General features: G+C 60.7%; 14 protein-coding genes and 1 pseudogene. 8 read left to right on the top strand and 7 right to left on the bottom strand.

Annotated elements, in window-relative coordinates; translation table 11 throughout:
- Positions 1-14 precede the first annotated feature (14 nt).
- Positions 15-905 (top strand): LysR family transcriptional regulator, encoded by an 891-nt coding sequence (locus UCMB321_RS20315; protein ID WP_245220834.1) that lies wholly within the window; start codon positions 15-17, stop codon positions 903-905.
- A 130-nt stretch (positions 906-1,035) separates the two neighbouring features.
- On the opposite strand, the gene UCMB321_RS20310 is transcribed toward UCMB321_RS20315, so the two are convergent.
- The 4 genes from UCMB321_RS20310 to UCMB321_RS20295 all read right to left on the bottom strand — a co-directional run bounded on the left by UCMB321_RS20310 (position 1,036) and on the right by UCMB321_RS20295 (position 5,172).
- Entirely contained in the window at positions 1,036-1,575 is a 540-nt protein-coding gene (locus tag UCMB321_RS20310; RefSeq protein ID WP_040070218.1) for a DUF1003 domain-containing protein, read from the bottom strand.
- Between the two features lie 96 nt (positions 1,576-1,671).
- Positions 1,672-2,985: a methyl-accepting chemotaxis protein gene (locus UCMB321_RS20305; RefSeq protein WP_040070217.1), complete on the bottom strand. Its 1,314-nt coding sequence runs from the start codon at positions 2,983-2,985 to the stop codon at positions 1,672-1,674.
- 331 nt (positions 2,986-3,316) lie between these two features.
- A complete protein-coding gene (locus tag UCMB321_RS20300; RefSeq protein ID WP_040070216.1) occupies positions 3,317-4,390 on the bottom strand; it encodes a diguanylate cyclase in 1,074 nt (357 codons plus the stop codon).
- A 167-nt stretch (positions 4,391-4,557) separates the two neighbouring features.
- Positions 4,558-5,172, bottom strand: a complete 615-nt coding sequence (locus UCMB321_RS20295; protein ID WP_040070215.1) for a TetR/AcrR family transcriptional regulator — start codon at positions 5,170-5,172, stop codon at positions 4,558-4,560.
- Positions 5,173-5,371: 199 nt separating this feature from the next.
- On the opposite strand from UCMB321_RS20295, the gene UCMB321_RS20290 reads away from it, so the two are divergent.
- Together UCMB321_RS20290 and UCMB321_RS20285 are read left to right on the top strand one after the other, a co-directional pair.
- Positions 5,372-6,421 carry an MBL fold metallo-hydrolase gene (locus tag UCMB321_RS20290; RefSeq protein WP_040070214.1) on the top strand — a complete coding sequence of 350 codons (1,050 nt, stop codon included), beginning with the start codon at positions 5,372-5,374 and terminating at the stop codon, positions 6,419-6,421.
- 138 nt (positions 6,422-6,559) lie between these two features.
- Complete coding sequence (locus tag UCMB321_RS20285) at positions 6,560-8,149, top strand: amidase family protein (RefSeq protein WP_245220833.1); 1,590 nt, start codon at positions 6,560-6,562, stop codon at positions 8,147-8,149.
- A gap of 50 nt (positions 8,150-8,199) precedes the next feature.
- Here the strand turns inward: UCMB321_RS20285 and UCMB321_RS20280 are convergent, their stop codons facing one another.
- Entirely contained in the window at positions 8,200-9,003 is an 804-nt protein-coding gene (locus UCMB321_RS20280) for an SDR family NAD(P)-dependent oxidoreductase (RefSeq protein WP_040070212.1), read from the bottom strand.
- Between the two features lie 119 nt (positions 9,004-9,122).
- Here UCMB321_RS20280 and UCMB321_RS20275 point away from each other — a divergent pair, with 119 nt between their 5' ends.
- Together UCMB321_RS20275 and UCMB321_RS20270 are read left to right on the top strand one after the other, a co-directional pair.
- Entirely contained in the window at positions 9,123-10,061 is a 939-nt protein-coding gene (locus UCMB321_RS20275) for a GlxA family transcriptional regulator (RefSeq protein WP_040070211.1), read from the top strand.
- Positions 10,062-10,170: 109 nt separating this feature from the next.
- On the top strand, positions 10,171-10,731 hold the full coding sequence (locus UCMB321_RS20270) for an AAA family ATPase (RefSeq protein WP_040070210.1): 561 nt from the start codon (positions 10,171-10,173) through the stop codon (positions 10,729-10,731).
- Positions 10,732-10,736: 5 nt separating this feature from the next.
- On the opposite strand, the gene UCMB321_RS20265 is transcribed toward UCMB321_RS20270, so the two are convergent.
- Positions 10,737-11,066 carry a helix-turn-helix domain-containing protein gene (locus UCMB321_RS20265; protein ID WP_040070209.1) on the bottom strand — a complete coding sequence of 110 codons (330 nt, stop codon included), beginning with the start codon at positions 11,064-11,066 and terminating at the stop codon, positions 10,737-10,739.
- Between the two features lie 276 nt (positions 11,067-11,342).
- Between UCMB321_RS20265 and UCMB321_RS30280 the strand changes: the two genes are divergently transcribed.
- The 3 genes and pseudogenes from UCMB321_RS30280 to UCMB321_RS30810 form a co-directional block, all read left to right on the top strand.
- The gene (locus UCMB321_RS30280; RefSeq protein ID WP_084615118.1) at positions 11,343-11,585 is read left to right on the top strand and encodes a type II toxin-antitoxin system HicA family toxin; all 243 of its coding nucleotides are present in this window, start codon (positions 11,343-11,345) and stop codon (positions 11,583-11,585) included.
- Positions 11,582-11,983: a type II toxin-antitoxin system HicB family antitoxin gene (locus UCMB321_RS20260; protein ID WP_040070208.1), complete on the top strand. Its 402-nt coding sequence runs from the start codon at positions 11,582-11,584 to the stop codon at positions 11,981-11,983. Before UCMB321_RS30280 ends, UCMB321_RS20260 begins: the two co-directional genes overlap by 4 nt.
- Before the next feature lie 113 nt (positions 11,984-12,096).
- A pseudogene (locus UCMB321_RS30810) lies at positions 12,097-12,231 on the top strand (chorismate mutase); the annotation flags it as partial.
- A 181-nt stretch (positions 12,232-12,412) separates the two neighbouring features.
- On the opposite strand, the gene UCMB321_RS20250 reads toward UCMB321_RS30810, so the two are convergent.
- Positions 12,413-13,036 (bottom strand): ribonucleotide-diphosphate reductase subunit beta (locus tag UCMB321_RS20250; RefSeq protein WP_040070207.1); only part of this gene is annotated, 624 nt, incomplete at its 5' end.

Below are 13,036 nucleotides of genomic sequence, written 5' to 3'. Positions count from 1 at the left end.
TGATCAATGCACCAATGCACTATCGGCTCGAGCATGCCGACCTGTCGCTGATACTCGCGCTGGTCCGTGGACGCTCCCTGGCGCGAGCGGCAGGGTTGCTCAAGGTCGATGTGTCGACGGTGTTCCGTTCGGTGCGTCGGCTGGAGGCGGCGCTGGGCCGGCAGTTGTTCGAGAAGAGTCGCGCCGGTTACCTGCCCACCAGCCTGGCCCAATCCCTGGCTGAACAGGCGGAGCGCGCCGAGCAGGCGTTGGAGGCGGCGTGCGTCAGCCTCGAACAGGGCGGCGAGGTGATCAGCGGCACGGTGCGCCTGACCTGCACCGCCTCGGTCCTGCATGTGCTGTTGTTACCGGCGCTGGCGCGGTTCATGCCGGCTTATCCGGCCCTGACCCTGGAGCTCAGTACCTCCAACGATTTTGCCAACCTGAACCGGCGTGATGCCGATATCGCCTTGCGCTTGACCGACTCGCCGCCGGAACATCTGGTGGGGCGCTGCCTGGGCACGGTGTCCTACCGGGTCTGTGCCAGCCCGGCGTATCTGTCGACGGCCGCTCTCGGGGATCTGGAGCGACTGGCCTGGATCGCCCCGGATGATTTTCTCCCCGATCATCCGAGCGTGAGCTGGCGCCGCCAGCGCTTTCCCGGGGTGGTGCCGAACTACCGTTGCAACAGCATGTTGTCGGTGGCGGAGCTGGCGCGGGCCGGGCTGGGGATCGCGGTGCTGCCGGACTTCATGTCGGGCGAGCAGCAGGGCTTGCAGTCGTTGGCGGATGTGCCGCCGAGCTACGACACGGCGTTATGGTTGCTGACCCGCCCCGACTGCCGGGCGTTGCGCTCGGTGGTGACCTTGTTCGACGAACTGGCCCGGGCCATTCGCCTCGGGCACGCTGGCGGAATACCCGCTTGAAAATGCGTAGGCCCTTGTAGGAGCCCGGCTTGCCGGCGATAGCGTCCGCAAGGTCGATGCGGGGCTCGCGGGCCTCATCGCCAGAAAGCTGGCTCCTACAGGGGGAGCGGTGTTCTTGAACTAGCGTTTATCAGGTCTTGCGCACGAAATGCTCGTGCATCTCCAGCGTCAGGCCCTCGATGCGTTCGGTCAGTTGCTTGGTCATTTCGGTCAGTTGGGTGTTCTGTTCGAGCAGCGCCAGCAGTTGTTCGCTGGTTTTCGCCGCCGCTGCCTGACGCTCGCTATTGGCGATCGCCAGGGCTTCACGGTGTTGCGCGTCCGCGTCGGCATGGGCCTTGTCGCGTGCGGCCTGGCGGGTCTGGGCCAGCAGGATCAGGGGGGCGGCATAGGCCGCCTGCAGGCTGAACGCCAGGTTGAGCAGGATGAACGGGTAGACGTCGAACTGGGTCACACCCGCGACGTTGAGGATGATCCAGGCCCCGACGATCACCGTCTGGGCGCCGAGAAACATCGGCGTACCAAAAAAACGCGCGAAGGCTTCGGCCTTCAGCGCAAAGGTGTCGTTGCCGAAGGTGCTGGACAAATGTGCGTGGGGGCGATGGAAACGCAGGTGGTCGACGCTTTTCGAGGAGGCTTCAGGGCTTTTGGTTTCGAGGTTTTCCGAGGTCATGGCGAACTCTGCAAGGCTTGGGAATCAGGGCTCACTATAGACCCATCCCGTGTTGCGCGACGCCCTCCCTGGCGTGCTTGCCCGGCCTGTCGGGTGTCAGCTCCTGTCGCCGGCGAACCTGCTCACCGCCTGCACCGCGTTACTGGCGCCGTCGCGAATCTGCAGGATCACCGTGCCGGCCTGGTCCGCCAGGTCGACCCCCTTGGCCGCCCGGTCGCGGGTGCCGGTCATGCTGTCGATGGCTTGCTGGGTTTCGCTCTGGATCATGCCGATCATCTCGGAGATCTCGGCCGTCGAGCCGCTGGTACGCGCCGCCAGCAGCCGCACCTCGTCGGCGACCACCGCGAAGCCACGTCCCTGTTCGCCGGCCCGGGCGGCTTCAATGGCCGCGTTCAGCGCCAGCAGGTTGGTCTGCTCGGCAATCCCGCGAATGGTATTGACGATGGCGGTGATTTGTTCAGAGCGCTCGCCCAGCTTGGCGATCAACGCTGAAGAACCTTCGATGTTCGAGGCGATTTCGCGCATTTCGGTGGCTGCCTGCTGGATCACGCCGGTGCCGTGCTCGGCGACTTTTCTCGTCTCGATCGAGATGTGGTAGGCGTCGCTCGCACTCCTGGCATCCTGTTCGTGTTTCTCCACGCGGCCAGTGACGTCCGTGGCGAACTTGACCACCTTGCACAGGCGACCGCTGGCGTCGTACACCGGGTTGTAGCTGGCCTCGAGCCACAGGGTCTGGCCACGCTTGCCGACACGTTCGAACTGGCCGCTGAAGAACTCGCCCTGGTTCAGCCGTCGCCAGAAATCCTGGTACTCGCTGCTGTGGGTGGTGTCCGGCCTGCAGAACATCTTGTGGTGCTTGCCCTGGATTTCCGCGAGGGTGTAGCCCATCAGGCCGAGAAAATTCTGGTTCGCGGCGATAACGCTGCCGTCGGGATTGAATTCGATCATTGCCATGGCCCGGTCGATGGCCTGCAACTTGCTGTTGGTCTCACTCTCGCATTGCACCCTGGCCGTGACGTCCAGACCATATTTGACGATCTTGCACACGCGGCCCCCGTCATCCTTGATCGGGTTGTAGCTGGCTTCCAGCCAGACGGAGCGGCCGTCGGCCGTCACCCGCTCGAATGTCCCGGCTTCGAACTGGCCGGACTTCAGCCTCGCCCAGAGCTGCGTGTACTCGGCACTGCGGGCGTAGGCGGGTGTGCAGAACATCCGGTGCGGCTGGCCCACCACCTGTTCCTGGCGATAGCCGGTGGCCTTGAGGAAATTGTCGTTGGCGCGCAGGACCGTGCCATTGAGGTCGAACTCGATCACGATCATGGACCGGTCGATGGCGCTGAGCTGGTTGGCTTGTTCTGTCAGGGATTGTTGGAGGGCACTGATGGTTTTTTTATAGGTATTGAATAGCATGGCATTTGCTCGGAGAGGGATACAACGTGAGAGTCAGTCCCTGGTCATGCGGCTTGCGGCTTGTCCGAGAAAGGGCAAGGGAAGCGACAGCCCGATGCCAGCGCTCCATGGCTGGCAATTCACTGCGGCGTATGCGGCCGCAAACCATTTTCGATCCAGAGCACTGCACTGCCGCACCCATGAAAACGCCTGGGTTGTGCACATGTCCCTATCAAGGTGATCGTTCAGGAAAGTCCTGGCTGAATAGTGGCCTTGTGATGTCTTTTTCTTATACAAGGCAGCGTGAAATTGTACAACTGACTGAAGTGCCTCTCAGACCGGCGGAATCGGCTCAGGCCGGGTTGGCCAGGCTGCAACAAGCGTTGTCCGCATCCGCGCTGTTGACCTTGTTGCGCCCGGTGTTCTTGGCGACATAGAGCGCTTTGTCGGCTTCGTTCAGCCAGGCTCCGGCATCGTTGAAATCCTTGCGGCAGGAGGCCAGGCCGATACTCAGGCTGACCCGCAATTCCGGGACATCGGCATTGCGATAGTTACCGAACGCTTCCCGCAGGCGCTCCATCACTTCATTGGCCCGTTCCAGTGACATCTCCGGCAGGATCACGCAGAACTCATCGCCACCATAGCGCCCGGCCAGGTCATCTTCGCGCAGGTTGTCGCGCAGGTCCTTGCTCAATTGACGCAGCACACTGTCGCCGACCAGATGACCGTAGGTGTCGTTGATGGCCTTGAAGTGGTCGATGTCGATCAAGGCAATCACCGCCCGGCACTGACTGTAGCGGCATTTGTGGAACTTGAGGTGCAGCAGGTCTTTCCAGGAACCGTGATTGAGCAGCCCGGTAAGGCTGTCGGTACGACTCAGGGCGCTGAGGATGCGTTTGTGTTCGGCCAGCTTGATCGCCAGTTGGTAGCAGCCCATGCCGATCACCAGGGGGTAGAGGATCAGCACCGGCAGAACGCTATAGATCTGCACCGACGTGGTCAGCGGGTTGAAGGCCGGGGCGAAGATCAGCCAGGACACCAGGATGCCGATGGCCTGGGCGACCAGCCCCTGGGCCATCAACCGTGGTCCGCCGGCTGCAACGTTGTGCATGGCCATCAAGGCCAGCATGTTGATCGTGGTCAGTGGCGTGAACTGGATAGTGGCGGCCCAGAATCCCCCCATCAGTGAATCGATCAGGATATTGCGGCGTTCGGCCCGGTAGGGAAAGGGCGAGCGCTTGGCGACCTGGTAGGCCAGGTGCGGCCAGGCCACGGCATTGATCGCCATCAATATCCAGATCCACATCGGCATGGCCAACGGGTAGAGCGCGGCGATGACGCTGAAACAGCCGACACCAACGCCTACCGTGCGCGGTAGGTAAATGCGCCTGGCAAACGATAACCCTTTGCCTCGTTGGATTTGCATAGGTTTTTTGCGCCACTGTTTAATCTGAACACCAGGGTGGTGTTCTGCACGGAACGGCCGTTCATCGGATAAGGAGGATGAATATTGTCGAGCATTCCGTAAAGAATAATCAGTGTCCTTCCAGGCCATTTCGAGGGGCATGGGGCGGGTTTGGCAGTATTCGCCGGTTATTTGACGATTTCGTAGCCGGCGAGAAACAGATCCAGCGACGACTCTATGACACGGGCCTGTGTCGGCGGGTCCAGGGGGGGCTGGCCGAGGCTGATCTGTGGCCAGAAGGCGAAGGTCTTGAGCAGGCCGTGCAACTGGGCGGCCGCGAAGGCCGGGTCCACGGGCTTGAAGGTGCCGTCGGCCTGGGCATCGCGAATCCACTGATTGAAGGCTTCTTCCCGTTCCGCCAGGCGCGCGACCATGCCTTGGGCTCGTTCGGGCGCATGGATGGTGGCGGCGATCGCGACCCGTGCCAGGTCGAGGAAGCTGCTTTCGCTGAGGAGGCGCAGTTTCAAGGTCAGCAATTCGCGCAATTGCTCGCGCAAGGTCCGATCCGGGTGGTAGGACATGTCCACTTGTGCCGCACTGCTGGCCCACAGGTGGTGCATGATTTCCGCGAACAACTCTTCCTTGCTGGGGAAGTGGTTGTACACCGTGCGCTTGGACACCCCGGCCTTGGCGGCGATCTTGTCCATGCTGGTGACCTCGAAACCGTCGGCGCGAAAGGCCTCGATGGCCGCCTGGATAATGGCTTCTCGTTTGCGGTCGGTGAGGCGTAGGGGAGCGGTCATGGGGCGGCTTCGGCAGGAGAAGAAAAGTTACACTCGGTAGTTTACTTATTGGCGGCGTTGTTGCAAGCTTGAAACTACACTGTGTAGTGTAGTTGTTCCACTCCAGTATTTCATTCGATCAAGGCTTGCGTGCAGCGGCTCTCGATCATCCAGCAGAAGAACGTGGGAACCCTTTGCGGTTTCCGGGAGTCACCCCGTTATGGCCACTCGTTCGCTTACCCGCGTCAAACCATCGTCCTTGCAGGAGCAGGGGCAGTACCGAAACCACGTGCCGACACCCCGGGGTGGGTTCGGCAAGATGCTGGGTATCTTCTGGAAAGCGCTGTTTCACAAACCCCGCAATACCCGCCCGGCCGGCAGCGTCCCGGTCCTGGAGCTGACCCGCGAGCAACTGCTGGCGGCGGACAACTTCAGTGTGTTCCGTCTCGGCCACTCGACCTTGTTGCTCAAGCTGCAGGGGCAGTTCTGGTTGACCGACCCGGTGTTCGCCGAACGTGCGTCGCCGGTGCAATGGGCCGGTCCCAAGCGCTTTCATCAACCGCCCATCAGCCTTGAAGCATTGCCGCCCATCGAGGGCGTGATTCTTTCTCACAATCATTACGACCATCTTGACTATAAGACGGTCCTGCAACTTGCCGCCAAGACGCGACATTTCCTCGCGCCCCTGGGGGTCGGCGACCAGTTGATCAAGTGGGGCATCCCGGCCGAGAAGGTGCGGCAACTGGACTGGTGGGAAGAGACCCAGGTGGGCGGTATTCGCTTTGCCGCCACCCCGGCGCAGCATTTTTCCGGTCGCACGCTGTTCGACAGCAACCAGACGCTGTGGGCCTCCTGGGTGATGATGGTGGGGGAGCAGCGGATTTTCTTCAGCGGCGACAGTGGCTACTTCGAGGGCTTCAAGCGGATCGGTGAACATTACGGCCCCTTCGATCTGACCCTGATGGAAACCGGTGCCTACAACGTCGACTGGCCGCATGTGCACATGCAACCGGAGCAGAGCCTGCAGGCTCACCTTGACCTCCAGGGGCGTTGGTTGCTGCCGATCCACAACGGCACGTTCGATCTGTCCTTCCATGCCTGGCATGAACCCTTCGACCGGATCCTGGCCCTGGCCTGGGAACGCAATGTATCCATCACCACACCGCGGATGGGCGAGGCCTTCAACCTGCTGCAACCGCATCGCGGCTATGCCTGGTGGCTGGAAGTTGAGCATCCGGAAGCGGCTGAAACGCCGATTGCGGCTCGCTAGGGTGTCCCACGGCTTGCATTGATTTTTCGCTCAGCCTGCAACCGATTGTGTCCGGCGCTTCTGACGGAAGCGCCCATTAGGATGACCGCCGCCCGTGATATGGATCACGGGCGTTTGGTTTTATCAGGACACGAAGTCATGAATCGAATGCTCAGAAAGCACGCCAGGGTGCTCACCCGCTTGGCGTTTTTGCACGCCCTTTGTCTGACCCCGCTGGGCAGTCAAGCGAACACCCCCGACCAACCCGTGTTCCCGGCGCAGGCCAGCGTTAAAAACACCGTGTTGGCGCAGATGATCTATGCCAGTGCCGGGGAGATGGCGCTGGCGTTGGCCGAAGGACACTTCACTTCGCAGGAACTGGTGAGTTATCTCGTCTCCCGTGCGGTCGATCTGGATTCGTTCGGGCCGGCCATTGAAGCGGTGATCGAGTTCAATCCCGAAGCGTTGTCGATTGCCCGGACGCTGGACGAGGAGCGCCAAGGGGGCAATGTGCGTGGTCCCTTGCATGGCATCCCGGTGCTGCTCAAGGACAATATCCACACCGCCGACCAGATGCAGACGGCGGCGGGATCATTGGCCATGGTCGGGGCCGCGGCGGCTGACGATGCCTTTATCGTGCAGAAACTCCGCGAGCAGGGGGCGATCATCCTGGGCAAGACCAACATGAGCGAGTGGGCGAATTTTCGCGGTGACCAATTGCCGGATGGTTGGAGCGGTCGAGGGGGGCTGACGAAGAATCCCCATGCGCTGGCTGGCGACGTCTGTGGCTCCAGCTCAGGCTCCGCTGCCGCAATCGCTGCGGGGTATGCGCCGCTGTCGTTGGGGACCGACACCTTCGGTTCGGTGATTTGTCCGGCGTCGAAGAACGGCGTCGTCGGCCTGAGGCCTTCGGTAGGGTTGTTGAGCCGCACGGGCATCATTCCCGCTTCTCGTGAACTCGACAGCGCGGGGCCGATCACGCGTACGGTGCGCGATGCGGCATTGCTCCTCAATGCCATGGTGGCACTCGATCCGCGTGATCTGGCCACCGCGCAAGTGCCTGTCAGGAAGGACTACACGCAAAAGCTGAAAGCCGATGCGCTGCAAGGAAAAGTCATCGGCTATCCCAGTCGCTTCAAGCCCGGCAGCGCCGACTTGAACGAGCATCCGCAGTTTGCCCGGGCGCTGGATACCCTGCGCCGGGCCGGTGCGCAACTGGTTCCGGTCGACTTGAAGGGGACCGATTGGAGTGACAACGATTGGTCGCGGGTGAGCCGCCTGTTCGAGATGACGATCAAGCGGGTGTTGCCCGGCTATCTGGCCAGTCGTTCAGGTTTGCAAGTCTCGACCCTTCAGGCACTGGTGGATTACAACGAAAGCCATCCCGCTGAGGGAAACTACAACCAGGACCTGCTCAAGCGAGCCAATGCGCTGGCGTTTGACGAGGCTGAATACCTGAAACTGTCAGATGGATTGGGCGATGAGGCGCGCAGCAACGTCGATAAGTTGCTGGCGGATAACGGGCTGGATGCGGCACTGGGGGATCCCCATCCGTTCGCGATTCTTGAGCTGGGAAGCGCAACCTTTGCCGGGTATCCGGGGATTACCGTGCCTTCGGGGATGGACGCCGACGGTATGCCCACTTCGGTGTATTTCTACGGTGCGCGTTGGAGCGAGGCCGAACTGCTGGCGATTGCCTATGGCTACGAGCAGGCTTCGAATGCGCGACAGAACCCGGACTTTGAATAAGCCCGGGTAGCTTGCCGGCCTGCCGCCGGGTCGGGTGGCAGGTCGCAGGATCAGCCTTTTACGGCATAACGAGCAGCGGGTGCCTTGTGTGAAAGATTGGGTTTGAGTGCCTGGCGAGCCTGTTCGAACGCCTGCCAATCGGCAATGTCCGGTAGCGAAGGGATAGTGACCGGTTCGCCGAGGGCCAGGCCGGCGAGTGCCGCATCCACCATCTGCCCGGAACTCATCACGATCTCGCTGGGCAGGTGCTGGACCGGCAAACCGGCGATATCCCAGAACTCGGTGCTGGTGGCACCCGGTAATACGGCCTGGACCTTGACGCCTTTTTCGCTCAGTTCGTGATGCAGGGATTGAGTGAATGCAAGCACGAAAGCCTTGGTCCCGCCATACACACCGTTGAGCAACTCGGGCGCCAGGGCGACGATGGAGGCGATGTTGATGATCGTCCCTTCAGCGCGGGCCACGAAGTTGGTTGCCGCCGCTTTGGCCAGGCGGGTCAGCACCACGACGTTCAAGTGAATCATCGCATCCATTTTCGCTTGTTCGGATTCCAGCAGCGAGGCGGATGCCCCGACGCCGGCGTTGTTCACCAGCACATTGATCCGCTGGTCCTGCTCGAGGATTTGCGCGATCCGTGCCAGATCGCCCGAGTCATTCAAATCGGCCTGGACCACTTCGACGGTCCGTTGGGTGGCGTTGCCCAGTCGCGTGGCCAGTTGCTCCAGGCGTTCGCGGTTGCGTGCAACCAGAATCAGGTCGTAGCCGCTGTGTGCCAGACGGTCGGCGTAGACGGCACCGATACCGGAAGAGGCGCCGGTGATCAGGGCAAAACCTTTCGAGGATGATTGGGTCATGGCAATTCTCCAGAGTGGCCGGCGAGATGTCGGCGTTGCTGGCGATAAGATTATGGAGCTAATCTATTGTCATCAATGTCATATATCCCACCTTTCAGGACATCAGGAGCTCGCCGTCCATGATCAGCATTGGCATCATCCTGTTTCCGGGCTTCCAGGCCTTGAGCTTGGCCACCGGAACGGTCTTCGAGTACGCCAACCTGGAGGTGGAGCGTCAGGTCTATCGGGTGGATCTGATTTCCGAGCACGGCGGACCGGTCAGCAGCTCCCTGGGTTTTGCGGTCCAGACGCGACCTTTTGGGAGCGAACGCTACGACACGCTGCTGGTGGTGGGAGACAACGACCTGGCAGTGGGATCTGTCGGCCTGATCGACTACCTGCGCAGGGCGCCGGATTTCGCTCGACGAGTGGCGTCGGCCTGCACCGGCTCGTTTCATCTGGCCGCCGCCGGCTTGCTGGACGGTCGCCGCGCGACCACCCACTGGTATCACGCCAGGGAATTCAAACAGCGTTACCCGCAGGTACCCCTGGACGAGGATCGGATCTTCACCCTCGATGGCCCGATCTGGACATCGGCCGGCATGACCGCCTCCATTGACCTGGCCCTGGCATTGGTCGAACAGGACCTGGGGGTCGAGGTGACCCGTCAGGTCGCCCGTTCGCTGGTGGTTTATCACCGTCGGGCAGGCGGTCAGTCGCAGTTCTCGGCCTTGCTGGAACTCGACCCTAAATCCGACCGCATTCAGACCGCCCTGGCCTTTGCCCGGCAAAACCTGCGACAACCTTTGTCGGTTGAACAACTGGCGCAGGCTGCTCACCTCAGTCCTCGGCAGTTCAGCCGGTTGTTTCGGGCCGAGACCGGCCAGTCGCCGGCCAAGGCCATTGAACACCTGCGCCTGGAAGCGGCACGGTTGATGATGGAGTCAGGCTGGCACTCCATCGATATCGTCGCCCGCGACACCGGTTTCGCCGATCCGGAGCGCATGCGTCGTGCCTTTTTGCGTGCTTATGGCCAGCCGCCGCAGGTTATCCGGCGGTCGCTGCAATTGCAGAGCTAGGTGCTGTACGAAAACGCCGGATCGCCAGCCGAAAGTTTTCGTACAGACTCCAGTAAGGCACAGGTTTACCATGGCGCTCGAGACTGGAAGCAGAGCGTCAGGAACGACCATGGCTCATCGAATTCATCTCTTCGGCGCGTCGGGCTCCGGCACCACAACGCTGGGAGCTGCACTGGCCGAGCACTTCGGAATTGCGCATTTCGACTCGGACAATTTCTATTGGCAGCCCGCCGACAAGCCCTTCAGTTGCAAGCGCCCTCGTGAGCAGCGGGTGCAGTTACTGAGTGAGCAACTGGCCCGGCAGGACAACTGGGTGCTCTCCGGTTCGCTCTGTGGCTGGGGCGATGCGCTGATTCCGACGTTCACCCTGGCGATCTTCATGCGCCTCGATCCCGAGGTCCGTTTGCGGCGTTTGCGCGCCCGCGAATTCCAGCGCTACGGCGCGCAGATTCATGAAGGGGGAGAGCGTTTTATCGCGACTCGCACCTTCCTGGAGTGGGCGGCGGGCTACGACGCCGGCGACCATGGCACGCGCAGCCTCAAACGCCATGAAACCTGGATCAGGAGCCTGCCGTGTCCGGTGTTGCGGTTGGACTCCACCGAGCATGCGGTGGGGGTGCTGGTTGATCAGGTGACGCGAGCGCTGGAGAGTCCGGCAGCATCGCTGTGAGCCGATTATTCGATCAGTTCGTAATCCTTGCGTTCAATTGGGTCCGGTGTGGTTCCACGGATATTCATCCCGCGTCCGGGGGCAAACCCGGGGAAGAACACCAGGCCTTCTGCCTCGAAGCGAAAGGCCAGGGCCAGGCGGGTGACATCCTTGAGTGGTTCGCCGGTTTCGAAGCGCTGGATGGCCGCGACCGAGACGCCGGACTCCCGGCTCAACTGCTCATGGCTCCAACCCAGCATGGCGCGAGCCTGCACGCAGTGTCGGGGCGTGAATTGATGCAAAACGATGCGTTCAACGGTGGTCCTCATCACATGGCTGGCGGCTTGGCTGGACATGGGGCTCTCCGGGCTTGATCGGTTGTTTTGAGAATACTGTGTTTTTGTACAGTTGTTTTCAGTCCTGATCAAACGTTTTTTTAGCATTCCGATTATCGGTATCGGCTCACTGCGCGCAGGGATTGCATCAGTCCAGGTACAGGCATCAGCCGTGCGACATGCTTTGTCACGGCCTTTCTTTGCTTGGCAAAAACAATGTTGTGTAGGGTGTGTATTTTCAGCTTGATGTAAAACAGGCGCGTGTGTACCTTACACAACAGAGCTCAAGGAGTGAGCATGCGAAGCAGAGAGGTCATTGAACTGATCGAGGCCGATGGTTGGTATGAGGTGGCGGTGAAGGGAAGTCACCATCAGTTTCGGCATCCGAGAAAGACAGGCCGCGTCACTGTTCCCCATCCCAAGGCGGAAGTTCCCAGGGGAACACTCCATAACATATTGAAGTCGGCTGGCCTGAAGGGCGCAGCGTATAGCGATGGAAACAGTCACGACGTGTTTCCATGTGGGCGAGGTATCCAATGAAATTTCCAGTCGTATTGCATAAAGAGGCGGAATCGGACTACGGCGTGACCGTGCCGGATGTGCCGGGTTGTTTTTCTGCCGGAAGCACTTTTTCCGAAGCCCTGGAGAATGTGCACGAGGCCTTGGCCTTGCACTTCGAGGGGTTGCTGGCGGATGGCGAGCCGTTGCCCCATGCGCAGGAGGCCGATGTCTATCTGGACAATCCGGACTATGCCGGCGGTCTCTGGGCCATCGTCGACTTCGATGTGACGCCTTACCTGGGCAAGTCGGTGAGATTCAACGCCTCGCTGCCCGAGCATCTGCTTGAGCGGATTGACGAGCGTGTGCAGAAGGATCATCGCTACGCATCGCGCTCCGGGTTTCTGGCGACGGCGGCTTTGCGCGAGTTGTATGCCTGATGGGGTGAATACGGAGAGGCTCAGGGCGTTTGAGTCGCGCCCTTTGTCGCCGCTTGGGGCGCTTCGATTCCTGCAATCGCTAATGCCATAGCCTGAGCATGGGTTGCAAAGTGGTGCGGGCATTATCCGAGGAGTACGCTGCCAATCCCGATGTGGTCGAGCAGGTTTATCGGGCGATGATTGCGGCGTTTATCGAGCAGGAGCTGCAAGAGCATGGAAAGGCTCGCCACTTGTCGTTGCCCACCTAGCGTCAAATCGATGCCAGGGCGCTCGTTGCTGATTGATGGACAACATCGCTGATCGAAACGCGAGGGCTGGAAGCGAAGCACATGGTTTCATAACGCAGTGCCCAGACACAAACAAAAAAGCCCTGAACAAGTTCAGGGCTTTTCGGTGTTCCAGTCTATTCACCCAAGGTGAACAGCGGCATCAATCCCAGCTCAACGCCCCGCCAGTCTGATACTCGATCACGCGGGTCTCGAAGAAGTTCTTCTCCTTCTTCAAGTCCATGATCTCGCTCATCCACGGGAACGGGTTGGTGGTGCCCGGGTACTCTTCCTTCAGGCCGATCTGGCTCAGGCGACGGTTGGCGATGAACTTGAGGTAGTCCTCCATCATCGCTGCGTTCATGCCCAATACCCCACGCGGCATGGTGTCACGGGCGTATTCGATTTCCAGCTGGGTGCCCTGCAGGATCATCTGGGTGGCTTCTTCCTTCATCTCGGCATCCCACAGGTGCGGGTTCTCGATCTTGATCTGGTTGATCACGTCGATGCCGAAGTTCAGGTGCATGGATTCGTCACGCAGGATGTACTGGAACTGCTCGGCCACGCCGGTCATCTTGTTGCGCCGGCCCATGGACAGGATCTGGGTGAAGCCGCAGTAGAAGAAGATGCCCTCCAGCACGCAGTAGTAGGCGATCAGGTTGCGCAGCAGTTCCTTGTCGGTCTCGACGGTGCCGGTCTTGAATTCCGGGTCGGAGATCGAACGGGTGTACTTCAGGCCCCAGGTGGCCTTTTTCGCCACCGAAGGAATCTCGTGGTACATGTTGAA

This window comes from Pseudomonas batumici, assembly GCF_000820515.1.
Lineage (GTDB): Bacteria > Pseudomonadota > Gammaproteobacteria > Pseudomonadales > Pseudomonadaceae > Aquipseudomonas > Aquipseudomonas batumici.
Note: the sequence above shows the minus strand (reverse complement) of the source record. Positions and strands in the feature narration are given on the sequence as shown.

Bases quoted from the DNA above. Each gene is read 5' to 3' on its own strand.
- UCMB321_RS20315 (WP_245220834.1), top strand. From the start codon at position 15: ATGCACTATCGGCTCGAGCATGCCGACCTGTCGCTGATACTCGCGCTG.
- UCMB321_RS20285 (WP_245220833.1), top strand. From the start codon at position 6,560: ATGAATCGAATGCTCAGAAAGCACGCCAGGGTGCTCACCCGCTTGGCG.
- UCMB321_RS30280 (WP_084615118.1), top strand. From the start codon at position 11,343: ATGCGAAGCAGAGAGGTCATTGAACTGATCGAGGCCGATGGTTGGTAT.
- UCMB321_RS20290 (WP_040070214.1), top strand. From the start codon at position 5,372: ATGGCCACTCGTTCGCTTACCCGCGTCAAACCATCGTCCTTGCAGGAG.
- UCMB321_RS20280 (WP_040070212.1), bottom strand. From the start codon at position 9,003: ATGACCCAATCATCCTCGAAAGGTTTTGCCCTGATCACCGGCGCCTCT.
- UCMB321_RS20270 (WP_040070210.1), top strand. From the start codon at position 10,171: ATGGCTCATCGAATTCATCTCTTCGGCGCGTCGGGCTCCGGCACCACA.
- UCMB321_RS20305 (WP_040070217.1), bottom strand. From the start codon at position 2,985: ATGCTATTCAATACCTATAAAAAAACCATCAGTGCCCTCCAACAATCC.
- UCMB321_RS20310 (WP_040070218.1), bottom strand. From the start codon at position 1,575: ATGACCTCGGAAAACCTCGAAACCAAAAGCCCTGAAGCCTCCTCGAAA.
- UCMB321_RS20295 (WP_040070215.1), bottom strand. From the start codon at position 5,172: ATGACCGCTCCCCTACGCCTCACCGACCGCAAACGAGAAGCCATTATC.
- UCMB321_RS20260 (WP_040070208.1), top strand. From the start codon at position 11,582: ATGAAATTTCCAGTCGTATTGCATAAAGAGGCGGAATCGGACTACGGC.
- UCMB321_RS20275 (WP_040070211.1), top strand. From the start codon at position 9,123: ATGATCAGCATTGGCATCATCCTGTTTCCGGGCTTCCAGGCCTTGAGC.
- UCMB321_RS20265 (WP_040070209.1), bottom strand. From the start codon at position 11,066: ATGTCCAGCCAAGCCGCCAGCCATGTGATGAGGACCACCGTTGAACGC.
- UCMB321_RS20300 (WP_040070216.1), bottom strand. From the start codon at position 4,390: ATGCAAATCCAACGAGGCAAAGGGTTATCGTTTGCCAGGCGCATTTAC.